We start from the raw sequence: 23,920 nt of genomic DNA on the forward strand, positions 1-23,920 counted from the left end.
CTGAGACGGCTTTTTGAGATTTGCGAAGGGTCGCCCCTTAGCATCCCATTGTCACCGCCATTGTAGCACGTGTGTAGCCCAGCCCGTAAGGGCCATGAGGACTTGACGTCATCCCCACCTTCCTCGCGGCTTATCACCGGCAGTCTCCTTAGAGTGCTCAACTAAATGGTAGCAACTAAGGACGGGGGTTGCGCTCGTTGCGGGACTTAACCCAACATCTCACGACACGAGCTGACGACAGCCATGCAGCACCTGTCTCCGGTCCAGCCGAACTGAAGAACTCCATCTCTGGAGTCCGCGACCGGGATGTCAAGGGCTGGTAAGGTTCTGCGCGTTGCGTCGAATTAAACCACATGCTCCACCGCTTGTGCGGGCCCCCGTCAATTCCTTTGAGTTTTAATCTTGCGACCGTACTCCCCAGGCGGAATGCTTAAAGCGTTAGCTGCGCCACTAGTGAGTAAACCCACTAACGGCTGGCATTCATCGTTTACGGCGTGGACTACCAGGGTATCTAATCCTGTTTGCTCCCCACGCTTTCGTGCCTCAGCGTCAGTATCGGGCCAGTGAGCCGCCTTCGCCACTGGTGTTCTTGCGAATATCTACGAATTTCACCTCTACACTCGCAGTTCCACTCACCTCTCCCGAACTCAAGATCTTCAGTATCAAAGGCAGTTCTGGAGTTGAGCTCCAGGATTTCACCCCTGACTTAAAGACCCGCCTACGCACCCTTTACGCCCAGTGATTCCGAGCAACGCTAGCCCCCTTCGTATTACCGCGGCTGCTGGCACGAAGTTAGCCGGGGCTTATTCTTGCGGTACCGTCATTATCTTCCCGCACAAAAGAGCTTTACAACCCTAGGGCCTTCATCACTCACGCGGCATGGCTGGATCAGGCTTGCGCCCATTGTCCAATATTCCCCACTGCTGCCTCCCGTAGGAGTTTGGGCCGTGTCTCAGTCCCAATGTGGCTGATCATCCTCTCAGACCAGCTACTGATCGTCGCCTTGGTGAGCCGTTACCTCACCAACTAGCTAATCAGACGCGGGCCGATCTTTCGGCGATAAATCTTTCCCCGTAAGGGCTTATCCGGTATTAGCACAAGTTTCCCTGTGTTGTTCCGAACCAAAAGGTACGTTCCCACGCGTTACTCACCCGTCTGCCGCTGACGTATTGCTACGCCCGCTCGACTTGCATGTGTTAAGCCTGCCGCCAGCGTTCGCTCTGAGCCAGGATCAAACTCTCAAGTTGGACTTGAAACTTTAAACCGGCTGATCACAACGTTTGACGAGGTCCCACCATATTTATCGCCTGCGATTCACATCGCGGACGACGATGGTGTAACCTATGTAAACGTGTACCGCCGAAGTCTTTCGTCCAGCCTCGAAAGCTGAAAACCGAAGTTTTCAAGTATTCGAGACTACGCAAGGACTCCGCCGTCCACGTTTCTCTTTCTTCATCTTCACTTGTCAAACAGCCCGGGATCGCTGGGACCCCACCCCTCCACTGCTGGAAGGTTCCCGAAGACCTCATCCGACGACAAATAACAACCGACTGTTATCGGCTGTTGAGTCACTCATCGTAATGAGGAGCTTACGGGGCACGAATAGATGCCTTGGCCTCGGGGCCAATGCATCGCCGCGCTCAGTGGGCGGGTTATAGGCCCGCCCGATCGGGGTTGTCAACGCCCATCGTCAACAAATTGTCGCATCGCCCGCAAGATTTTTGGGACGCCAAGAAGTCCCTATGTTTCGGGCCTTTGGCCGCACTTGAGCCACATTCCTGCGACGTTCTGACTATAAGGTATGCATTGAATCGTCGGTGCCAGTGGGGGCTGCCGGCGTTCAGCTACCCGGGACAGGCGGTCTCGAGGAACCCGTCGCCTTTCCCACGCGGCCAGGAAACTTCGAGAGATCTGCTCACCATTGACGTTCGAGACTGTGGCCGGTCTTCTTCTGGCCTCTGATTCCCGAATTTCCTTGCGTGCGGCAACGCCATGCTCCGGGATCGCTCCCTCAAAAGGGCGAAAACTTGGGTCTGGATCGGGCGAGGTCTTGTCGGATGTCGATGGAATTTGGGGGGACACAGGGTTGAGCCAGAAGGCGCCACGCGGGAGCGGCTATGGACGCGAGACCGGGATCATCGATCTCGGTCACGAGCCGCCACTTTCCGTCGATGGCTCCGAGGCTGCGGTGATCGATCGCCGTCGTGTCTCCGTACAATGGTTTAGCGGCACTATCCTGACCGGCCTGTGCGGTGCGGCCCTCATCGGCGGCGCCGTTTTTGCGTCGCTCGACGGCGAGATGACCTTTGCCAAGGTGCCGGAGCGCGTCGAAGGTGCATTGCGCGGGGCGTTCGGCGCCAACGACCGCACCGCCACCCTGCACAAGAGCGACCGCCTGCCGCCGCCCGGCGAATCCACCGCCTCGCGCAACGTGGTGCGGGTATCGACCGTCACCCGCGTCGGCAACCGCGACGTGATGCGGGTACGGCCGTTCGTCCGCATCTCCGGCAATCTGTCGATGACGACGAGCGATCTCAGCTCAAAAATCCCGCCGTTCAACGCCCAGCGCATGCTGACCGATGTCGGCACCACGACGCAGGCCGCTTCCGAGGATCCGAACAATCCCGAAGCCGTCGAGCCCGACGCCGAGGTTTCCTTCGTTACCAAGGATCTCGCAACGGTGCTGCCGAAGGCGAAACTCGCCGCCGTGGTCGCGCTCGATGAAGTGCTGATGCGGGTGCGCGATGCCGCGAACTGGCGCGGCTCGGGCGGCGTACGCTACACGTCGCTTGCCAATGCCGCGGCCGACGCCAGCGGCGCCCAGTCCGATCTCAAGCTCGCCTATGCCACGGAAGGCAACGTTTCCGATCCCTATGCCGGCTTTGAAACCCGCGTGGTGCCGGAAAACGTCACTTTGCTGCCGAAGACCAAGGACCAGATCACCGGCGGCAACCCGTCCGGCGAACGCGTTCACGTCGTGAAGAAGGGCGACAGCATCGCCTCGATCCTGCGCGACCAGGGCGCCACGCCCGATGAAGCCAGGGCGGTTGCGCTGACCCTTGGCCCCCGCGGCCGCGACGGCGGCCTGAAGGAAGGCCAGAAGGTCCGCATCCTGATGGCGCCCTCGGGGCTCGGCCCTGCCGCCCGTCTTCAGCCGTATCGCGTGATCGTCGCCAACGACACCACCGTCGAAGCCGTGGCCGCACTGTCGGACGTCGGCAAATACGTCGCCGTCGACGTGCAGAGCATGAATACCATCGCCGAGGCCGCTACCGGCAAGGATGACGAGGATGACGATGATGATGACGGCAGCGGCGTCCGGCTCTACCAGAGCATCTACGAGACCGCCCTGCGCAACAAGGTGCCGGCCGCCGTGATCGAGGACATGGTCCGGATCTATTCCTATGACGTCGATTTCCAGCGCAAGGTGCAGCCCGGCGATTCCTTCGACGTGTTCTTCGCCGGCGAGGACGAAGGCACCACCAGCACCGAAAAGACCGAGGTGCTGTTCGCCTCGCTCACGGTCGGCGGCGAGACCAAGAAATATTATCGCTTCGTGACCCCCGACGATTCCGTCGTCGACTATTATGACGAGACCGGCAAGAGCGCGAAGAAGTTCCTGGTGCGCAAGCCCGTCAACAACGCCATCATGCGTTCGGGCTTCGGCGGCCGCCGCCATCCGATCCTGGGCTATACCAAGATGCACACCGGCGTGGACTGGGCGACCCCCTACGGCACGCCGATTTTCGCTTCCGGCAACGGCGTGGTCGAAAAGGTCGGCTGGGAAGGCGGCTACGGCAAGTACGTTCGCCTGAAACACAACAACGGCTACGAGACCGCCTATGGCCATATGTCCGCCTTTGCCAAGGGCATGGAGCCCGGCAAGCGTGTGCGCCAGGGTCAGGTGATCGGCTTCGTCGGATCGACGGGCATGTCGACCGGCGCCCACGTCCACTACGAAATCCTGGTCAACGGCCGGTTCGTCGATCCGATGCGTGTCAAGCTGCCGCGCGGCCGCTCGCTCGAGGGGGCGGTGATGGCGAGCTTCGAAAAAGAGCGCGACCGCCTCGATGTCCAGATGAACAACCGCGGCAGTGCGGCCCGTGTCTCCGAAGCCGCCGGCGCCACGCCGCAGACGCGCCAAGTGAGCCGCTGAATCAGCAGCTGAACCTTCGATAAGATTTTTGGGATCGGACACGGCTTCTCACGCCGCGTGTCGGATTTATGGCCGCGGCCGCGCGGGGCGCCCGACAGTTTCGTTTGCCAAACCGCCCGCCGCGACAAATACTGCCCCCCATAAAAATCCGTGGGAGGAAGCGTCATGATGAGCAGGCTTGCACTCGCAACGGCCGTTGCGGCGATCGTCCTTGGAAGCACGGCCGGCGCGTCGGCGCAGACCTACGAGGTCACCAAGCTGGTTCCGGGATCGGCGTTTCATGGCGTGCACGGGCTCGGGATCGACAAGTCCGGCCGCCTGTTCGCCGGCAGCGTCGCGGGCGCCGCGCTCTACGAGGTCGATCGCAACAACGGCACGGCGAAGATTGCCGTCCCTTCCCCGGAAGGCATGTCTGACGACATTGCGTTTGCGCCCGACGGCACCATGGCGTGGACCGCCTTCCTGACCGGCGATCTTTATTCGCGCAAGGGCGACGGTCCTGTGAAGAAACTCGCCTCCGGCCTGCCCGGCATCAACTCGCTCGCCTTCCGCAAGGACGGGCGGCTGTACGCGACGCAGGTGTTCCTCGGCGACGCGCTTTATGAGATCGACGTCGAGGGTGTCAAACCGCCGCGCAAGATCATGGAGAAGATGGGCGGCCTCAACGGCTTCGAATTCGGGCCGGACGACATGCTGTACGGCCCGCTGTGGTTCAAGGGCCAGGTCGCCAGGGTCGACGTCGACAAGGCCGAACTCTCCGTGGTCGCCGACGGCTTCAAGGTTCCGGCCGCGGTCAATTTCGATTCCAAGGGCAATCTCTGGGTGGTCGATACCGCGCTCGGCCAGTTGGTGCGGGTCGATCCGAAGACCGGGGCGAAGAAGATGGTAGCCCAGCTCAAGCCCTCGCTCGACAACCTCGCGATCGACGACAAGGATCGCATCTTCGTCTCCAACATGGCCGACAACGGCATTCAGGAGGTCGACCCGGAAACCGGCGCTGCCAAGCAGGTCATTATCGGCAAGCTGGCGCTGCCCGGCGGCATCGGCGTCGTCTCCGACGGCGGCAAGGACACCATCTACATCGCCGACGTCTTCGCCTACCGCACCGTGGACGGTGCGACCGGCGAAGTCTCCGAACCCGCCCGCATGCATGCCGATGGCGTGACGCTGGAATATCCGATGAGCGCCACCGCCAAGGGCGACGATGTGCTGCTGTCGAGCTGGTTCACCGGCACGGTGCAACTGATCGACCGCAAAACCGGCAAGACCAAGGAGATGCTGCACGACTTCAAGGCGCCGCATGACGCCGTCAAGCTTGGCGACGGCAGCATCCTCGTCAACGAACTCGGCAGCAAATCGCTGGTCCGCGCCAGCGGCGAGCACGGCAAGGACCGCACCGTCGTGATCGGCGACCTTGAAGGCCCGGTCGGCCTCGCCGCCGGATCGGGCGGCACGGTCTATCTGACCGAAGCCTTTGCCGGCCAGGTCTCGAAGGTGGAAGCCAACGGCGAGAAGACCGTGATCGCGAAGGATCTGAAGGGCCCCGAAGGCATCGCGCTGGCGCCCGACGGCAAGCTGATCGTGGCCGAGGTCGGCGCCAAGCGGATTATCCAGATCGATCCTGCCAACGGAGCCGTCACCGAAATCGCCGGCAACCTCCCGATCGGATTGCCGGCCGCACCCGGCGGACTGCCGAGCAACATCCCGACCGGCGTCGGCGTCGGCGCGACGGGGGTGATCTACTTCTCGTCGGATATCGAGAACGCGATTTACAGGGTGGTGAGGAAGTAGGGCAGGCGCCGATCCATCGCGAACGTCTCGTGGAGATGGCTCCCGCCCGGAACGATCTCTATCGCAATCCCCTGTATTCCTTGTCAGTGCATGATCCCACGAGGCGGCGTAGCAGCCGTCATCTCGGACGAGGTGCCGAGCGCATTGCGGGCGCCTGGATCTGGCGATGTCGACAATGGTTCACACCATGCGCCAGCCACGCACGACATCGATCGGAAAATTCCGCGCGCAAACCGCATTGCCCTGATTCCCGCCGAGAAGAGTGACATGAGTTCCATCCCAAGCGATCACGAAACCAACATGACCGCTGGCGCCGCGGGCAAGCGGTCTGGTCACAGCAACCGCCCCATATTGAGGGCCCTCCAAGCCCTTTCCGTTTTTCAGCCAGTCGGCCGCCCGCGCTGAAAAGGTCACCGGCGAACGGGCACCGTTTGATTCCTTGATGCACCAGGAAACAAAGGCGGCGCACCAGGACACATCGTCCGGCTGTCGGCCCAGGGTGGTATCCACGAAGTACTTTTCAATTTCCGGGTTGCTGCCGTTTTCAAATTCGTGAATTTTTTTTGCCAGTTCCTCTTTGGCTTTCACCATCCAGGGCACGTCACTGACATCGTCTGCCGTTTCTGGGGGGCCGAACGAAAGATCTGGATCAACCTTCCCGATCAGCCCGGCAGCGTCCTCGAAACCGGTCGACAACCTGGCATCGATTGCTGCGCGCAAATCTTTCACCGTGATACCGGTGGTCAACAGGCCCGGTCGCCGCGCAAAGATGGCATCAATATCGGCGGCGGACATTGGAGCCAATACCTCGCGAACGGTTCTGGTTTGGTTGGCGTCGGCCAACAAGGCAGGGAGAACCTCGGAGCCAAATATGCGGGCAAGACACAGCTCCTCCGCACTGGGCAGCCTCCTGTCCGGCAGCTTCTCTCGCGCCTCTTGAGTGAGCTGGACGATAAAGCGCGCCGCGATAGCCGCCCGCGCGAGCGGATCGAAGCGGCCTTCATCTCCAAATCCCGTTTCGGCTGGCACGTTCACGGCCTTCCATTCGCTCTCGCTAATGGCATAGGGACCGAAATAGAGGCCATTCGGGCTTGCGTTGTTTGTCAGCGCCGTTTCGGCATCGGCAAGCGCGATCAGAAGATGCGCGTTCGTGCCGTACCGGGCTGCGACATCAAGACAGGCCTGCGCAAATTCTTCGGGCACGAATCTGGACAGGACGGTTTGCGGCGTCAACCAATCTTGCCGCGCGAATCCCACATGCGTTGAGGTATCTGGAGCCATCACTTCGACTTTCCACCAAGGTGCGTCGAGTTGCTCCAATTTTCTCACGGCCATGTCGGTCTCGACACGCAGCAGCCGTTCAGCATCATCCTTTGGTTCGGCGCGCAGCCCGAACGGCTGCTTGTCGGCGAGAAAGAGTCCGGTTGGGACGGGAACAGCGGGCGGCCGTTCTGGCGGTTTCGGTGCCGGCAGGTCGGCTTGCACACCGAGCTTGACGACACCATCCGCAACCAACTGCTTGAGAACCGCCATTGCGCCAACCTGGGCGCTCACCGCGGTCATGCTGAATTTGTGATCGCCGACATATTTGCCCGACGTGTAATGGTTCGTGCACGACCACAGGTAAGGTGATTTCACCGTCGGGTGGTTTCGGCGATATCCGAATCCGTTATAGCGCTCGAGTTCAAACGAAATCCGCTCGATCGACCAACCGTCCTTCCCGATGTTCTGCATGCCATGCATGGTCAGGGCGTCGATCGCACTCGCAGCCCAGGAGAACGTTGGCGAGCCGTTCTTAGGACGGCCACTTGGGACTTGTACCGTCCGGGCGGTGAGGGGGTCACCATTGTGAAGATGCGCCTCCATGTCGAAGGTGGCTTCGAGACTATGGATCAGCCCAACGATGAACCACGGAACAGTCGTGGCGGCGCTCACTTCATCATAGGTCGGCTTAAGGCCGCGCAGTGTCTTCGCGACCGCCTTCACTTCTTTTAGCCTTTCCGGTCGAATGGCAGCAGTATCCCAGAGAGATTTATATTCCGCGGCAAGATCGACGAACTTGATCATTCTGCGCTCCAGGGGATCGCCGGATTATCTCTCAGGGTTCATCTTCGCGTAGAGTTCCCGAGTGATGTCGGTCCCCGCGAGCCCAAATTTACCCGCGAGGCTGCCGATGGCAGTCCGGGTTTGCTTGTCGATAACGACGGGGGCGGCTGGCGCCGACGGAACGTCCAGGCCGGCGACAGCTAGTGCCTTATTAAGCATTGGCCGCATCGGGGTGCCGGCAAATTCCAAACGGGCAACCAGGCCAACCTCGAATCCATTGCGGAATCCCGCCTTCGTGCAATCCGGGAAAAGCCGCTGTGCGTCACGCAATTTCTGCAGGCTGGCATCTGTGGCGATCAGATCGCCCGCCTTGCTGTCGGCCGGAAACAAGACAGCTCTGTTGAAATTCTTCAATTGTTCGCGAGTGGCCGCATCGAACCCGCCGGATTGCGGGACGCAGAGCATCCTTTGCAACTTCTTCCCATCAGCGACCGCAATGGTCTTCTCGACAGCCGTCATCGGATTAGTCATCGGCGTCTGTCCGGCAGCATTGTCAGCGGGTTGCCCTGGCCGATTGAATTTTGCGGTGTCGGCACCTGTACCGAGCTGGCCTCCGCCGACCGGCCTGCCTGTGCTGCCGAGACCGATAGAAACCGACGGGCCAAGCACGGCTGCCGGTGCAGGCAATGTCTTGGGCAAGCCCGCTTTGCACTGAGGCAACGCAGCGGGATCTTTCGTGATCAGGTTGCAGAGATAGTTCATCAAGCCGCCGAGTTCGACGAAGAATCGTCGCTGGGGCATCGGCTCGAGACCCTGGCCCCTGAGCGCAGCCATTGCGGCCAGCCAAGCCGCCATATCGTCGTTCCGGCGAGAATAGATTTCCCTCAACGCCGCGACATGCGCTTCCGTGACCTGGAATGGAGGTGGCCGGTTGTCGATCGCTGGCGTCGCAAGCCACAACTGGACCTCCAGCTCAACCGTATCCCTGTAAAGCGCTCCAACGACGCGACCGTACCTCAGGGCGTCCTTTCCGATCTGCAGCAACGTACTCAGCAGGTCGGCAATATTGATCGGATTGACGAAACTTCCCGTCACCGTGGTAACGAGCCTTCTCGCATCCTCGACCGGCAATGCAATCATCGCAAGGTCGAACAATCCCGTGGAATAGTCGACCATCGCGCTATCGTAGTAGAAGCAAGGGTCATTCTCTGCCCCCGGCACCCCAAGCGGATTGGTGTCGAATGCGCAGGCATAGATTGGCTGGAAGCGCTTTGTGAGGGCTCCAATGCGAATGGCCAGTAACTGACGGTCGGACTCGTTCTTTGCCGAAACGGATGCGATGCGCGCCAACGAAACTTGGATGCGAAGGCGCGCAAGGCGCGCATGCCTTTGGAGTCCGCCTTCATCCAATGATCGTCGAAGACAGCGTCCAGATAGCCGCCGCGGTTACTGATTTCCTTCTCGTAAATCGCGCATCCGCCGTTGAGCAACAGCGAAAACACTACGAAAACAATTATCACAATACGCATTGCACGCCCCGCACACGCGCCTAATCATTCATTCTGCGAACGGGTCGAACGGTTGTGCAAGACTTATTCAACAGCCTGCGAGATAAACGAACTGCGTGTCGCTTTTTAACAACACCCTTATGACATGTGATCGCCGCGGTGGGGATCGAATGCCTCGCGAATGAAACTGGCGCCTACCGCCATACCGAATTGCGTACGCCTAACCATCTCTCAGGTCGCGTCAATGAGGCTGCGTTTATCGGCGGCGTTTCGTATGTCGAAGCCGGTCATTCCAGCGGGCAGCATCCACCTGTGCGGCGCCACCTGACAGCATCGAACATAAGGAACCGGGACGACGACTATTCCGTTTATGGGCAGGAGCAACCCTTCCAATGGAAGGCCAAGGAGATCGGATAAGCACGTTGACCACGTCGCCAACCTCGCCCGCAGGGTAGTTTTGCTCTTTTACCTTGGATATCCGGCTGGCGCCGGAACGGTGTCTCGAAGGAAGCAGGCCATGAGACGTATCACACGAGACGACGTCACCAGGACGATCACCGGGGCTGACGACGCCACCATCGCCCAAATCATCGGAACCGGTGCGACCGTCGACGAACTGGCTGAAGCGCTGGCCTGGATGGCCAATGACGAGCCGATGATGAACGCAGGCAGGCCGCTGGCGACCGGGCGGGTTCGCGAACTCGTCGATATTCTCGCCGAACTCGAGCCTGACGATGACGAGGATGGCCGAGGAGCGCCCGCTTCCGTCAGTCAGGAATGAGATGCTCCGGCGCGCGCGCCGGAGCACATCCAGTTAGGTCAGTTCAACTTACGCTTCGGCACCGGCGTTTCGAACTGCGCGATCTCGGCGGTCTGCGGGGCCTTGCCGTTGAAGGTCAGCACATTGCCTTCGCTCGAGATCACGACGCGGTCGCCGTCGGCGATCTCGCCGGCGAGGATCATCTCGGCCATCGGGTCCTGCAGGTTGCGCTGGATCACCCGCTTCAAGGGCCTCGCGCCATAGGCGGGGTCCCAGCCCTTGGCTGCCAGCCAGTCGCGCGCCGCGGCATCGAGCGTCAGCGTGATCTTGCGATCCTCCAACAGCTTCTGCAGCCGCAAGAACTGGATCTCGACGATCCGGCCCATCTCGCTCTTCTGCAGGCGGTGGAACAGGATGATCTCGTCGACGCGGTTGAGGAATTCGGGCCGGAAATGCGCCCGCACCATCCCCATCACCTGATCGCGCACCGCAGACGTATCCTCGCCTTCCGGCTGGTTGACCAGGAATTCCGAACCGAGGTTCGAGGTCATGATGATCAGCGTGTTGCGGAAGTCGACGGTGCGGCCCTGGCCGTCGGTCAGGCGGCCGTCGTCCAGCACCTGCAGCAGCACGTTGAAGACATCAGGATGCGCCTTTTCGATCTCGTCGAACAGCACGACCTGATAGGGCCTGCGCCGCACCGCCTCGGTGAGCGCCCCGCCCTCGTCATAGCCGACATAGCCGGGAGGCGCGCCGATCAGCCGCGACACCGAATGCTTCTCCATGTATTCGGACATGTCGAGGCGGACCATCGCGGTCTCGTCGTTGAACAGATATTCCGCCAGCGCCTTGGTCAGCTCGGTCTTGCCGACGCCGGTGGGCCCCAGGAACATGAACGAGCCCATCGGGCGGTTCGGGTCCTGCAGGCCGGCGCGCGAACGGCGCACCGCGGTCGCCACCGCACGCACGGCTTCGGCCTGGCCGACCACGCGCTTGCCGAGTGAGTCCTCCATCTTCAGGAGCTTGTCTTTTTCGCCTTCCAGCATCTTGTCGACGGGAACGCCGGTCCAGCGCGAGACGACCTGGGCGATGTGGTTGGCGGTCACCGCCTCCTCCATCATCTCGCCGGGGCTTTCGTTGGCCTCGATGGATTCGAGCTTCTTCTCCAGCTCCGGAATCTTGCCATAGGCGAGCTCGCCCGCGCGCTGGAATTCACCGCGGCGTTGCGCGTTCGCCAGTTCGATGCGCAAGGCATCGAGCTCGCTTTTCAGCTTCTGCGCGTCGGAGAGCTTGTTCTTCTCCGCGCTCCAGCGCGCCGTCAGCGCCGCCGATTTTTCCTCGAGATCGGCCAGTTCCTTTTCCAGGGCCTGCAGGCGGCTCTTGGAACCGATGTCGGTCTCCTTCTTCAGCGCCTCCTGCTCGATCTTCAGCCGGATGATTTCCCGATCCATCAAATCGAGCTCTTCCGGCTTGGAATCGACCTGCATCTTCAGCCGCGCCGAAGCCTCGTCCATCAGGTCGATGGCCTTGTCGGGCAGGAAACGGTCGGTGATGTAGCGGTTCGACAGCGTGGTCGCGGCGACCAGCGCGGAATCGGTGATGCGAACGCCGTGGTGCTGCTCGTATTTGTCCTTCAGCCCGCGCAGGATCGAGATGGTATCCTCGACCGTCGGCTCGGAGACGAACACCGGCTGGAACCGGCGCGCCAGCGCCGCGTCCTTTTCGACATGCTTGCGATACTCGTCGAGCGTGGTGGCGCCGATGCAATGCAGTTCGCCGCGCGCCAATGCGGGCTTCAGCAGGTTGGAGGCATCCATCGCGCCGTCCGCCTTGCCGGCGCCGACCAGCGTATGCATCTCGTCGATGAACAGGATGATGCTGCCCTCGGCCCCGGTGACTTCCTGCAGCACGGCCTTCAGCCGCTCCTCGAACTCGCCGCGGTATTTGGCGCCCGCGATCAGCGCTCCCATGTCGAGCGAGAGCAGCTTCTTGTCCTTCAGGCTTTCCGGCACATCGCCATTGAGGATGCGCAGCGCCAGGCCCTCGACGATGGCGGTCTTGCCGACGCCAGGCTCGCCGATCAGCACGGGATTGTTCTTGGTGCGCCGGGAGAGCACCTGGATGGTGCGGCGGATTTCCTCGTCGCGGCCGATCACCGGGTCGAGCTTGCCGTCGCGCGCGGCCTGCGTGAGGTCGCGGGCATATTTCTTCAGCGCGTCGTAGGCGTTTTCAGCCGTCGCGCTATCGGCGGTCCGGCCCTTGCGCAGCGCTTCGATCGCCGAGTTGAGGTTTTGGGGCGTGACGCCGCCCTTGCTGAGGATGCTTCCGGCCTCGCCGCCCTTCTCGAGCGTGAGACCCAGCAGCAATCGCTCGACCGTGACAAAGCTGTCGCCGGTCTTCTCGGCGGCCTTTTCCGCCGCATCGAAGGCGCGCGCCATGTCGGGCGCAAGATAGATCTGCCCGGCGCCGCTTCCCGAGACTTTCGGCAGCTTCTTCAGCGCGTCCTCGGTGGCCTTGAGGATGGCGCGGGAGTTACCGCCGGCGCGGTCGATCAGACCGCCGGCCAGCCCCTCGCTGTCGTCCAGCAGCACTTTAAGCATATGCAGCGACGAAAACTGCTGGTGTCCGTCGCGTACCGCCAGCGATTGCGCCGACTGGATGAAGCCGCGCGCCCGCTCGGTGTATTTTTCAATATTCATATCGTTTGCTTCCCTCGGCCTGCCGTCCCCACCCCTGAGGCATGATTACGGCATCTTCATTGGGCATCCGCGGGCCGCATTGACATTTCTCAATCGGCCGCGGGTCGTCGCCCTCTTTTCAGGCTTGACGCAAATGTGGGCATCGCGGCGCAAAACGGAAGAGGCCCGGTCACAAATTCGGGAGCGGTGGCGTGGACGGCGGGAATCCCTTAATAAGCCGCATGCCTGCCACAGCCGCACCTGCCCGGATTACCGGAATCTATCGCTACCCCGTCAAGGGCCTGACCCCCGAGCAGCTTGCCCGCGCCGAGCTTAGCCCCGGTCAGACGCTTCTGGCCGACCGCCGCTACGCCATCGAAAACGGCCCCTCCGGTTTTGACCCGGCCGAGCCGAAATGGCTGCCGAAACCACACTTCCTGATGCTGATGCGGGATGAATGGCTGGCCGGCCTGCGCACCCAGTTCGACGATGCAAGCAACGTCCTCTCGATTAACCACAACGGCCAGATCGTGGCCCAGGGCAATCTCGCAATGCCCGAAGGCCGGACGGCGATCGAAAATTTCTTCGCCACCGCCTTTGCCAGCCAGATCAAGGGCCCGCCAAAGGTGCTCGAAAGTCCTGGCCACAGTTTTTCGGATGTCGCCCGCAAAGTCGTCTCCATCATCAATCTCGCCAGCGTCCGCGCCATCGAGAACCTGGTCGGCGCGCCGGTCCATCCGCTTCGCTTCCGCGCCAACCTCTATGTCGAGGGCTGGCCGGCCTGGCACGAATTCAACCTCGTCGACCACACGCTGGCGATCGGCGACGTGAGACTCAAGGTGGTGAAGCGCATCGTCCGCTGCGCCGCCGTCAATGTCGATCCGGATACGGCCGCGCGCGACCTTGCCATCCCGCAAGCGCTGCAGCGCCGGCTCGGCCACGCCGATTGCGGGATCTATGCCGAGGTGATCGAGGGCGGCACGATCAGCGCCGACGATACGATCGCGGCGGAGCAGCCGGAGTTGTTGTAGTTCGCCTCCCGGGCCTATCCACGTCATTGCGAGCGGAGCGAAGCAATCCATTCTTTCTTGATGCCGCGAGATGGATTGCTTCGCTTCGCTCGCAATGACGAGGAAATGGCAAAGCATCACGGCGACCGTCATACCCCGCGCAGGCGGAGTATCCAGTACGCTGCGGCCCATCGGTTCAATCACTGCTGTCTCTGGAATACTGGGTCACCCGCCCCGGTGCGCAATTGCGCACAAGGCGGGTGACGACGACTGAATGTGTGTCTGCGTTCTCGCGGCGCACTGCGCCCGAGCTTTGCTGAAATTCCTTCCCCCCCCCAACGAGAGGGAGCAGGGAATGCCGGGTGCTTGCTGCACCCGCGGTCTCGTGTGCAAATAGCGCTTAAGATGCGCACACGAGCATACAGGTACAGCCGGAGCACTCCGGCATTCCCTGCGCAATGGTTTGACGGCTTATGCCGCGCTCTCCCCGGAGACGAATTCGTCTTGCCTCCGTCGCTGCCGGCTTGATGGCTCTTCGATCCGGTTGGATCAGATTCGCCACCGGCAGCTTGGCACCAGCCACGGTTGTCGGGACCACACGGTTTTGCCGTACGCTGCAACGTCGGTCATCCTGCGCGCCGTGCTCGCTCACGGGAAAACCCGCCCTGCGAACAACCTTTCGCGCCTGACGCTGCCTGCGTCCACCGCATCCCGTCCCGCGTTCGTGACGACGCGCGATCCGCCCCTCTTGCCGGGTCGGGACAGCACGGAAAGAGCCACTGATTTGGGGGGCAGGGAAAGCGGAATATTTTTGCGCCGGGGACTGGTTGACCCAAATCAGCCTGAAATTATTCAACAAATTGCCGTTTGCGCGCATCGATATTGGGAGCCTTTCGGAAGGCGGGGCGTGCCGGGAGACGAGGCGCACGGCCAGGTAGTAGTTTGTCAAGCAAGGTGTATGTACGTGCGTATTTCGGATGACCTTTCGAAAGCAGAGCCGATCGCTCCGGGCCCGCGTTCGCCGGCATCGCGGCAGTCCTTTCTTGCCGATCATTGTCGCGTTGCAGGCGTGCGATGTCAGAGCTGACCGCTCCCATCGTACGGCCGGGAATTCCGGGACTCATCGGCTCATGGCCGCAATCCCGGTTCTGGATTCTTTGCGTCGATCTCTACCCGGCACTGGCCGCCGCTTCGCTTCCATGGTCCACAACGGCGGTTTCCGTTTTCATGGTGCTGTGGATGCTCGTGGTTCTTCCCACGATCCGCTGGCAGGCGTTTTTTGAGTCCTTGCGCGCGCCAGCCGGCTACCTGCCGCTGGCCTTCCTCGCACTGGCGATTGCGGGCCTGTTCTGGACCGAGGACAGCTGGCCCGTTGCAATTCAAGGCCTCGTGCCCGTATCAAAGCTGCTGGCGGTTCCGCTGCTCCTCTATCACTACGAACGCTCCCAGCGCGGGCATTGGGTGTTGTTCGCGTTCGTGGCTTCCTGTGTCCTTCTCATGGGATTGTCATGGGTGACATACTTCGCCGACTGGAAATCCTCGCCGGGTGGGATCGCCGGAGTCCCGGTCAGGAACTACATCGATCAAAGCCACGAATTCGCGTTGTGCCTGTTTGTCATGGCGCCGCTGATCCTGTCATTCGCAGCCAACGGTCATCGCGCGTGGACCTTCGCCTTCGCCGCCATCATGTTGGGCTTCTACTTCGACATGCGGTTCGTCGCGACCTCGCGCACGGCATTCACCTACTTCCCGATTCTGTTGATCCTTTTTGCCGTCAAATATCTGAGCCGGCGACGTGCGATCTATTTTCTGCTGCTTGCGGCCGCTGTCGAGTTCGCGGTTCTGCTCTCATCGCCCTATCTGCGTGACCGGGTCGGGCGCACGGTGCAGGACTACAAGGTGGATCGCGACACCAAGGTGGATCGCGATAGCAATGCGGCTGCCGCAACCTCGAATGGCCTGCGGCTGGCGTATTGGCGCGTTTCCATCCGGTCGATTTCCGAGGCTCCGGTTTTTGGCCACGGCACCGGATCGACCCAGCAGCTCTTTAGCCGCGAAGCCGAAGGCAAGAGCGGCGAATGGGGCAACGTCATCCGCAACCCTCATAACCAGACACTTTACGTCGCCATCCAGTGGGGCGCACTCGGTTGCCTCATCCTCTATGCGATGTGGTATTTTCACCTGCAGCTGTTTCGCGGATCCTTTTTTGCATCATGGATCGGCCTGGTGATCGTGGTTCAGAACTTCATCAGTTCGCTGCTCAATTCGCACCTGTTCGATTTTCACGAAGGGTGGATCTACGTGCTGGGCGTTGGTGTCGCGGGCGGCATGGCCGCTCGCGCGCAACGCCTGTCCGGCCCTGCAAGCTCGGAATAGTCAAGCGTGATCTCGGAGAGGCGGCTGCCGCGCGAGAACACGACGGAAGCCGCCTGGCAGCCTTGGATCAGATGGTCAGATCTCTATTTCAAACGCGGTATTGGCGCGTACCCATTCCGCCTGTCCCGCCTTCAATCGCTTGGCTTGCCATTCCATGGTGGTGGGATCGGCTGCGATAGCAGCCATGGTACGCCCATAAGCCTCAAAGCTATCGAACCGGACCGCAAAAACGAGATTTCCAATCTCACCGCCTACCACGGACCAGTAGCTTACTTCGCCTCCGTGCTTTCTCCAAAGCGCCGCTGCTTCCTTTGATAACTGCATGATAGTCTCGAGGCTGCTGCCGGGCTTTGGCTTTGAAACGTATTGAACAACGACTGCAGACATTCGTCCCTCCTGAAATGATGGTTTCGGAACAGTCTTCATCCATCGGAGCGGAAGGCGTCAAAATCGCATTCAAAAAGCGGTTCGCGAGCGGCAAGCCGGGTTCAAATTGATGCAATTTCAAATGTGCCTTGACCCCGAACGAGAAACTCTACGGCCGGTGGCTATGTTAGTGGAAGCGCAAAATTTTCTAGCCCAGAGATGAACCTTTGCGCTCCGAGTAAGACTTAGGCAGTTCGCCACGAGCCGCACACCGGCGGCAATCTGCTCCTTAGCCGACTTCCGCTTTTGCCAAGCTCTGAATTGGCAAGCGTGATCTCGGCGAGGCGGCTCGCCCAGGACAACTGCGCCTCGGCTGTGGCGGTCGATCGCCGGATCAAGTCTGCATTACCCTCAAGAACGGGCATCCGCTTTGGCTGTTTCGGTGTCCGCTTTGTGCGGCCAATAGAAGTCATTTCCGCAATGCAATAGCGCAGGTGAACGCCAGCGCCCCGCCGACGGCTAAAGTGCAAAAGGCCAGACCCCACGACACAGAAGCGGGTGTCATGTCGAGTGTCATGCCGAACGCAATGGGCGACACGGAACCCGCGCCAACGCCCAAAATTGATCGCAAGCCAAGTGCCCGGCCCAGTTGCGATGCCGGCACTGCTTCGGTCAAGGCGGAAGAAAGCACCGACGAGTCGCCAATGATCGCGAAGCCGTAGATCCAGACCAGAGCAAGCAGTAGCGCAACGTTGAGCTCACTCAGCCAGCCCACGACGAGGGAACAGGCGGCGCCGACCAGTGAAAACGTCACCAGAACCGGCTTGGCGCCAAAGTGATCGGCTGCGTACCCCGACAGGAAGGAGCCGAAGAAGCCCGAGACGTGGAGCGTGACCGCTGTCCAAACGCCAACCTCGATGCCGGTCATTCGACCTTGTGATAGCAACGACGCTGTCAGGAAAGCAGGGATCCATGCCCATGCTCCAAACAGTTCCCACGTATGGCCAATATATCCGAGAGTGAGAAGACGGGCCTGGCGCTTCCAAGGCCGATCGTACGACGTCTTGATCAGGTCCATTTGCGCGACCTGATCGCGGGCGTTGTGCGTGGCGGCGATGCTGAGCGCCGAGCCGACAACCGCGACGCCAGCTGTGACGGCGAACGACAGTCGATAGTCCGCGACTGCGAGCATGGCGTTTGCAATAAGAATGGACATTACGTAGCCAGCTGACATGCCGGCGAGGATCCATCCGACAGCCGAAGCCCTCCGATTCGGCGGTGCGTTGGTCGAAGCAAGCATGATGGCAGGTGTGTAGGTGGCACCCTGGGCCAGCCCCAAAAGTGCCATGCATACAAGTGCGCTCTCGAAAGATCGTGCGACCGCGGCAAAGAAGAGAGCTGAAGCAGCGCACGAAATTGCTGCCCAGGCGAACACGCTTTTTGCGCCGAACCTGTCACACAGAAAGGAGACGACGAGTAAGGAGGCGGCAAACGAAGCTGTGAATGCTCCCTGAACCAAACCGGCCCGGGTTGCTGTCATTTGCCAAGCGTCCATGAGCCAACCCAGACACGCGGGATAAGTCATGAATACCGCGGTCGTGCATGCCCGAGCCAGGACAAGCATCGGCATGTTCACGGAAGACGGTGGCCCCGGCGGGAACCGTTCGAGTTCATAGGTCATGGATGCTTAGAGCGGAACAGCACTGTCAGGATCAATTTTGAACTTTGCGGCTCAAATTCAGTACAATCCGGAATCTGTCAAATCTTATGTGAACCCAAATAGCTTGCTCTGCGGGGATACTGGGGCAAGGGGCATCCGGCTCTGACGAGTCCGCCTCCCTCATGCTCGTCATAGTCCGCTCCGAGGTCAATCGCGTCGGTTTGGCCGGACCACGGCGACTTCCGGTCTACCCCCGTGAACGGACATTCTCAGGACAGGCGGGCATTTCTCAAAGGTGCCAGCGGAAGTCACTCTTTCGATCACCTCGTCGCCACCGGGCGATCACCTGGCTGCTTTGGTCATTCGGGTAACCCGGCTCGCCGTAATCCTTCTTGGTATCGCGACAGGTAAGGGCTCAGCACGTCTTTGAGATTGGAAACACGTAGCGCGGGGTTGAGTTCACGCAGCCGAGCCATTGCCTTCTGTGCTTGCTCCGGCCGTCCGGCCATTGCGTTGCTTGCGGCGGCGGTACGTAATCCCGGTTGAAAGTCCGGCTTGTCCTGCAATGCCATTGCCGCCCATGATGCCGCTTCGTCATAGCGACCCAGGAGGAAGTTTGCATACGCGGTTCCGTTTCGCATTCCTGTTACAAACGGATCAAGTGGGCTCAGGCGCATGGCACGCGAGAAACGCTCGATCGCCGCTTCCGGCTCGCCGAGAAAGATTTTTACCCAGCCGCCGAAACACCATGCCTCGGCCAAATTGGAATTGAGCAAAAGCGCGCGATCGATCAAGGCGGCACCCAGCCCAAGATCGCGAACGACATACGCTAGCGCATACCCGGAGTGGGCTAGCGCGATTGCGTCATCGTTGCCCAACTCGACCGCCCGCTGAGCGAGCCTCTGCACTTCGGCAATCTCGTTCGCTGTGATTGAAATCCAGCTATTTCCCTGGGCAGCGACATAGCAAAAGGCTGCACGACCGTAGGCGGAGGCAAAATCCGGGTCGAGCTCGATCGCGCTGTTGAACAGGCGCAATGCCTCATCGTTCGCTTGCCGACCAGCAAACTGATAAAGCCTGGCCAAACCGCGTAAATAGAGGGCATAGGCGTCGAGGCTGTCGGTCGGCTTGCGCTTGGCACGCTCGATCTCGGCTTTTTCCACCGCTGGCGCGATCGCCCCGACAACGCTCTCGGTCACCTGGTCCTGCAGATCGAAGACGTCGCCGAGCCCACCATCAAACCGTTCTGCCCAAAGATGTGCCCCAGTGGCGGTGTCGACGAGCTGTCCCGTGATGCGGACTCGATTTGCCGCTTTGCGAACGCTACCTTCCAACACGTAGCGCACCCCGAGCTCGCGTCCGACCTGCTTCACGTCGACGGCGCGCCCCTTGTAGGTGAAGCTCGAGTTGCGGGCGATGACGAACAGCGCCTTGAAATGAGACAGCGCCGTGATGATGTCATCGACCATTCCGTCCGCAAAATAGTCCTGCTCCGGATCGGAGCTCAGGTTGGTGAATGGCAGAACAGCAATGGAAGGTTTATCGGGCAGCGCAAGGGCGTCATCAACACGCAGGCGGGTCGGCACAGCTGGCACGGCGCGACCGTATGGGACGCGCCAGACCCGCATCGGTTCGGCGATATTCTTCAAGGATTGCGAACCCAAATCCTCAAACGTTACATCCACCTTGCCACGAATTTGCCGACGAGCGTCATCCGAGATGTTGATACCGCCCGGCTCTGCAATCCCCTCGAGACGCACTGCAATATTGACCCCGTCACCAAAGATATCGTTCTCTTCGATAATGATATCACCGACGTGAATGCCGATGCGGAGTTCGATACGCTTGTCCTGCGGCACGTCGATATTTTGTTCGGCCATGCCGCGCTGAATTTCGTCGGCACATCGCACGGCGTCGACCACGCTGGCGAACTCGGCAATAGCGCCGTCCCCGGTATTCTTGACGACGCGTCCGTGATGCTCAGCGATTTTGGGATCGAAAAGTGTTCTTCTAAGCGCTTTCAGTCGCGCCAGCGTGCCTTCTTCGTCTATCCCTATTAAGCGGCAAGAGCCCGCGACATCCGCCGCCAGAATTGCTGCCAGCCGCCGCTCTACGTGCTCGCTGCTCAAGATGCACCCCCGAGCCTCGGGGAAATGGAATGGTTATATAGCAGAATTGCGGGCCGATGTCTGGCTATGCTCATGTCCGAAACGGGTCAATCGCGTCGGTTTGGCCGGACCACGGCGACTTCCGGTCTACCCTGGTGAACGGACATTCTCAGGATAGGCGGGCATGTCTCAAAGGTGCCAACAGCCGACATCGAATGCTGGTTTGAAGTGAAGGCCAACTACGCTTCGTCCACACCGTCGATGCTCATGGCACCCGCGCCGTAGGTCATCACGTAAAGGAAGCCGCCTGCCATCACTAGGTTCTTATAGAAATGGATCATGTTGTTGACGTCCCCGGCCGCCAGATGGACGCCAAAGCCGGTGCCCAGGCAAAAAACGACGAGCGCTGCAGCCGCCCACCGAATCTTGAAACCTGCCAGGATGCCCAATCCAGCGAGAAGATGGATAACGATAGAAATCCAAACCGCCACATCGGGAATTGGTACGTGGACGCTCGCAAAATACTTTGCCGTCCCGCTCGGATCGCGCAGCTGGAGGATGCCGTCCCAGATGAATAGGCTAGACATCAACAAGCGCGCAAGCGGAGGCAAGTAGGCTTTCATGGCGTGCATGGCTCGTCGCTCCCAACTTCTCGTCCGGAACGGGCATCGTATCGGCTCAAACCAGCACCGGGTAAAGGTGCTGGCCAGTGTCTACCTGGATCAACAACAGGCTTCGACCCGAAGTCTTTTGCACTTTGGCTTTGCTATCAATAACGGACATACTCAAGAACGGTCTGAGTATCCCGCAAGTGCCAAAACTCAGACATGGCCCTTAGCGCGCCCGACACGCTCGCTGAATGGGGTTGTGGCTATACTCAATAGACGAGACCTGTGCCGGGCGGTTTTTCCAGCGCCTCCGCCAAAGACCGATATTCGGCGCAGTCGGTTCCGCAGATCGCGGCGATCCGGCTCAAATGATATTCTGCCTGCTCGCGGTTGCCCTGCTCGATCTGCCACAGACCGTAATATTGCCAGGTCAGCACATGGTTCGGATCCGCTTTCAGGGCGCGCTCGTACCAGACTTGCGAAAGCTTGTAGTCGCCGAGCTTGCGATAGGAATAGCCGATCAGATTGGCCACATTCGGGTGATCGTCGTGGCCGAGCGCCTTCAACTGCTCGATCGCAGAGGCATAGTCAGTGCGGTCGTAGACCGTCGAATAAGCTGCGCGGTACCCACGAGCGAAGGCGGGGTCGTCGAAAAGGGACTGCTTGGCTTTCTTGGCCTTGGGGGCGTGAGTGGCCTTGGTGCCCGACCGCTTCGGGTAAAACGAAGGCGGATAAGCGGAGCGTTGGTCCATCACGTTATAGTCTGCCCCACCGCCACCGCCGCCACCGCCGCCACCGCCGCCTCCGGCCGCAACAACCGGAGTGAACGAGAACGCAGCGATCAGCGTAATCGAACACGTTGCCAGCGTCACAGTCCTGATCATCAAGTTGGTCATAGGAACCTCCTGCATGCTACGCCTTCGAGCCCCCGATCCAGCCGAAGGTGTTAACTCCGGCCTGGTTCAAACATTCCTGGAAGGTAGTCAGAAAACGAGATTTGGTGTGACAGCAATGTTGTCTTATGAGCAGGTCGATGTCCGCAACGGGGTCCAACAGCGCACATAGCTGGCTCATTCGATCACTTCGTCGGCGTGGGTGAGTAGCGGCCGTGTGGAACGCGCGGCCCCGTGTCTATCATGCCGAGATCCACAAGCGTGCGATGGAATCGGCGCTTCTGTTCTGAAGGCGACGCAAAGTAGGTTTCCCGGCAATGGTCAAGCAAGCTGGCGCGGGTGGCAAATATCGGATCAAGCGGCAGACCTGCTTGCTGCAGGGCGATGGTCCCAAGAAAAGCAATATCCAGGTCCGCACCCGGTCCGGAAGCAAGGCGATCAGGAAAGATGTTCAGCGCCTCCATCGCATAAAATGTGCGGAACGCGCGCCGCGCATCGTTGGGGAGTTTGAGTTGCCGATCGATCCGCTTCGCCACCACGGGCTGATGATCCCCGTAGTGCACGATGAGAACAGGACGTTTGGGAAACTTCGCTGTCAGCTCAAACTTGAGCCTTTTCCAGGTTGAGGCTGTCTCCGCAAGCCTTGCATAGTACTCGGCATATTGAGCATCGGGAAGGCTTGATGCGGCAAAGGCACGTTCCCTCTCAAACTGTCCGGGTGCTGCCAGCCTTCGGTCGTGGGGGCCGTGATTGAAGTTGGTCAGTGCATATAGAAAACGGGGCGCCGGGTCATCGGCAATACCCTTCGTATGGGCCGCGAACGCCGCTTCCAGAAAAATTGCATCGGAATTTGTCCTCTCAAACTGGCGGACGTCGAACGGAGGAGGAAAATCGTCCGCAAAGATGCGTTCGCCAATGCCGATCGAACGATAAAATTCATCGTAGTTGAGAAAATTGCGACGACAGCTCGACGCGAGCATGGTCCTGTACCCAAGCGCAGCCAACGCATGGGGCAGACTGTTGTGAAATCGGCCCGCGCCCTGCTTGAAAAGGTAATAGGCCTTTGAACCGAAGCTTGCACTTGAAAGGCCGGTCAGCAGGCTAAATTCAGATTGCCATGAGCCTCCGCCGAAAATGTCGACGTTAAGGATTCCATAGAGGCCATTCCTTGGGGACAGAAACGCTTCGACAGTCGGCTCAATCGGAAGTCCAAAAATGCGAGGATCGAAAATCGATTCATGCTGGATGACGATAATGTCGGGGTATTCGATGGTGCGCGCCGGTACGGCCGCCATGAGCGGCAACGGGTCATTTGCAATATCGCTCAGAGCCAATCCGCCGACTTGCCGCCAGGAATGTGGATCGATTAGCGAAGCCATGAAGGTCGAGTAAAAGCACCGCCGCTGGGCCATGATCCGCCGGAAGGAAATGCCGCCGCCGCTTATCCTGAAGGCCGTTACAACGCAAACAAGTGTGACGCTGAATAAAGAAACTCTGACATCCAAAGGAACTGAAGGCCCGGTTCCGTGGATCAGAGTCGCGATGACAGCCAGGATGAGTACGGCAGTCCCGGTCAGAACGGCCAATACGGCGCGCGGGTACTGCGATATGAAAAAGGGAACTGTGCCTGCAAACATCAGTGGCAAGTCGGTTACAATCAGCTTAAGCGCGCTGTAATTATGTTTGACAGTTGATGCGGCGGCGATCGCTGCGGCCAGCACACTGGCCAGCAGTATCGCTCTGTCGAAATCGCCCACGATGATTGAGATTGCGGCCGCGCTAAGGGAGAGCGCCGCGATCGCGAATGGCAGGTGCTTGGCGCTGCGTTCTGCCAGCACAATGACACCGATAGCCGCCAGCAATATCAGGGTCAGAGTCATGTGAGTAAGGTAGCTGGAGGTGAGCGGAATTCAAACCTTCGTTTTGAGAAGCGCGAGTCCGGCGCGAGCCGCTGGGATGG

The 23,920-nt window shown here is 60.2% G+C and carries 14 protein-coding genes and 1 rRNA gene (1 of these 15 cut by a window edge); 5 read left to right on the top strand and 10 right to left on the bottom strand.

The features are described from left to right. Positions 1 to 1,247, bottom strand: a 16S ribosomal RNA gene (locus JQ624_RS06945) (it extends 244 nt beyond the left edge of the window). 839 nt (positions 1,248 to 2,086) lie between these two features. On the opposite strand from JQ624_RS06945, the gene JQ624_RS06950 reads away from it, so the two are divergent. Further along, complete coding sequence (locus JQ624_RS06950; protein WP_212418097.1) at positions 2,087 to 4,156, top strand: M23 family metallopeptidase; 2,070 nt, start codon at positions 2,087 to 2,089, stop codon at positions 4,154 to 4,156. 165 nt (positions 4,157 to 4,321) lie between these two features. After that, a complete protein-coding gene (locus JQ624_RS06955; protein ID WP_212418098.1) occupies positions 4,322 to 5,947 on the top strand; it encodes an SMP-30/gluconolactonase/LRE family protein in 1,626 nt (541 codons plus the stop codon). Between the two features lie 180 nt (positions 5,948 to 6,127). On the opposite strand, the gene JQ624_RS06960 is transcribed toward JQ624_RS06955, so the two are convergent. Then, positions 6,128 to 8,014 (bottom strand): TIGR02594 family protein, encoded by a 1,887-nt coding sequence (locus tag JQ624_RS06960; protein ID WP_212418099.1) that lies wholly within the window; start codon positions 8,012 to 8,014, stop codon positions 6,128 to 6,130. Positions 8,015 to 8,038: 24 nt separating this feature from the next. Continuing rightward, positions 8,039 to 9,343, bottom strand: a complete 1,305-nt coding sequence (locus JQ624_RS06965) for a hypothetical protein (protein WP_212418100.1) — start codon at positions 9,341 to 9,343, stop codon at positions 8,039 to 8,041. Positions 9,344 to 10,018: 675 nt separating this feature from the next. Between JQ624_RS06965 and JQ624_RS06970 the strand changes: the two genes are divergently transcribed. Beyond that, positions 10,019 to 10,282 carry a hypothetical protein gene (locus JQ624_RS06970; RefSeq protein ID WP_212418101.1) on the top strand — a complete coding sequence of 88 codons (264 nt, stop codon included), beginning with the start codon at positions 10,019 to 10,021 and terminating at the stop codon, positions 10,280 to 10,282. Between the two features lie 38 nt (positions 10,283 to 10,320). Here the strand turns inward: JQ624_RS06970 and clpB are convergent, their stop codons facing one another. Then, the gene (gene clpB, locus JQ624_RS06975) at positions 10,321 to 12,960 is read right to left on the bottom strand and encodes an ATP-dependent chaperone ClpB (protein ID WP_212418102.1); all 2,640 of its coding nucleotides are present in this window, start codon (positions 12,958 to 12,960) and stop codon (positions 10,321 to 10,323) included. Positions 12,961 to 13,181: 221 nt separating this feature from the next. Here clpB and JQ624_RS06980 point away from each other — a divergent pair, with 221 nt between their 5' ends. Then, entirely contained in the window at positions 13,182 to 13,970 is a 789-nt protein-coding gene (locus tag JQ624_RS06980) for an MOSC domain-containing protein (RefSeq protein WP_212418103.1), read from the top strand. Between the two features lie 1,053 nt (positions 13,971 to 15,023). Continuing rightward, positions 15,024 to 16,325 (top strand): O-antigen ligase, encoded by a 1,302-nt coding sequence (locus JQ624_RS06985; protein WP_212418104.1) that lies wholly within the window; start codon positions 15,024 to 15,026, stop codon positions 16,323 to 16,325. Between the two features lie 75 nt (positions 16,326 to 16,400). On the opposite strand, the gene JQ624_RS06990 is transcribed toward JQ624_RS06985, so the two are convergent. The 6 genes from JQ624_RS06990 to JQ624_RS07015 all read right to left on the bottom strand — a co-directional run bounded on the left by JQ624_RS06990 (position 16,401) and on the right by JQ624_RS07015 (position 23,840). Beyond that, entirely contained in the window at positions 16,401 to 16,712 is a 312-nt protein-coding gene (locus JQ624_RS06990) for an NIPSNAP family protein (RefSeq protein WP_249129472.1), read from the bottom strand. A gap of 448 nt (positions 16,713 to 17,160) precedes the next feature. Next, a complete protein-coding gene (locus JQ624_RS06995) occupies positions 17,161 to 18,372 on the bottom strand; it encodes an MFS transporter (RefSeq protein WP_212418106.1) in 1,212 nt (403 codons plus the stop codon). Positions 18,373 to 18,710: 338 nt separating this feature from the next. Then, positions 18,711 to 20,480, bottom strand: coding sequence for an adenylate/guanylate cyclase domain-containing protein (locus JQ624_RS07000; RefSeq protein ID WP_249129474.1), 1,770 nt, complete (start codon positions 20,478 to 20,480; stop codon positions 18,711 to 18,713). 218 nt (positions 20,481 to 20,698) lie between these two features. Further along, positions 20,699 to 21,091, bottom strand: a complete 393-nt coding sequence (locus tag JQ624_RS07005; RefSeq protein ID WP_212418107.1) for a DoxX family protein — start codon at positions 21,089 to 21,091, stop codon at positions 20,699 to 20,701. Positions 21,092 to 21,336: 245 nt separating this feature from the next. Further along, the gene (locus JQ624_RS07010; protein WP_212418108.1) at positions 21,337 to 21,963 is read right to left on the bottom strand and encodes a lipopolysaccharide assembly protein LapB; all 627 of its coding nucleotides are present in this window, start codon (positions 21,961 to 21,963) and stop codon (positions 21,337 to 21,339) included. A gap of 182 nt (positions 21,964 to 22,145) precedes the next feature. Further along, positions 22,146 to 23,840 (bottom strand): sulfatase-like hydrolase/transferase, encoded by a 1,695-nt coding sequence (locus JQ624_RS07015; protein WP_212418109.1) that lies wholly within the window; start codon positions 23,838 to 23,840, stop codon positions 22,146 to 22,148. Between the last annotated feature and the right edge of the window lie 80 nt (positions 23,841 to 23,920).

Source organism: Bradyrhizobium sp. AUGA SZCCT0283 (assembly GCF_018130385.1).
In the GTDB taxonomy this organism is placed as follows: domain Bacteria; phylum Pseudomonadota; class Alphaproteobacteria; order Rhizobiales; family Xanthobacteraceae; genus Bradyrhizobium.

Coding starts and splice junctions, on each gene's coding strand:
- JQ624_RS06985 (WP_212418104.1), top strand. CDS start 15,024: ATGTCAGAGCTGACCGCTCCCATCGTACGGCCGGGAATTCCGGGACTC.
- JQ624_RS07010 (WP_212418108.1), bottom strand. CDS start 21,963: ATGACCAACTTGATGATCAGGACTGTGACGCTGGCAACGTGTTCGATT.
- JQ624_RS06955 (WP_212418098.1), top strand. CDS start 4,322: ATGATGAGCAGGCTTGCACTCGCAACGGCCGTTGCGGCGATCGTCCTT.
- JQ624_RS06995 (WP_212418106.1), bottom strand. CDS start 18,372: ATGACCTATGAACTCGAACGGTTCCCGCCGGGGCCACCGTCTTCCGTG.
- JQ624_RS07005 (WP_212418107.1), bottom strand. CDS start 21,091: ATGCACGCCATGAAAGCCTACTTGCCTCCGCTTGCGCGCTTGTTGATG.
- JQ624_RS06980 (WP_212418103.1), top strand. CDS start 13,182: ATGCCTGCCACAGCCGCACCTGCCCGGATTACCGGAATCTATCGCTAC.
- JQ624_RS07015 (WP_212418109.1), bottom strand. CDS start 23,840: ATGACTCTGACCCTGATATTGCTGGCGGCTATCGGTGTCATTGTGCTG.
- clpB (WP_212418102.1), bottom strand. CDS start 12,960: ATGAATATTGAAAAATACACCGAGCGGGCGCGCGGCTTCATCCAGTCG.
- JQ624_RS06990 (WP_249129472.1), bottom strand. CDS start 16,712: ATGTCTGCAGTCGTTGTTCAATACGTTTCAAAGCCAAAGCCCGGCAGC.
- JQ624_RS06970 (WP_212418101.1), top strand. CDS start 10,019: ATGAGACGTATCACACGAGACGACGTCACCAGGACGATCACCGGGGCT.
- JQ624_RS06960 (WP_212418099.1), bottom strand. CDS start 8,014: ATGATCAAGTTCGTCGATCTTGCCGCGGAATATAAATCTCTCTGGGAT.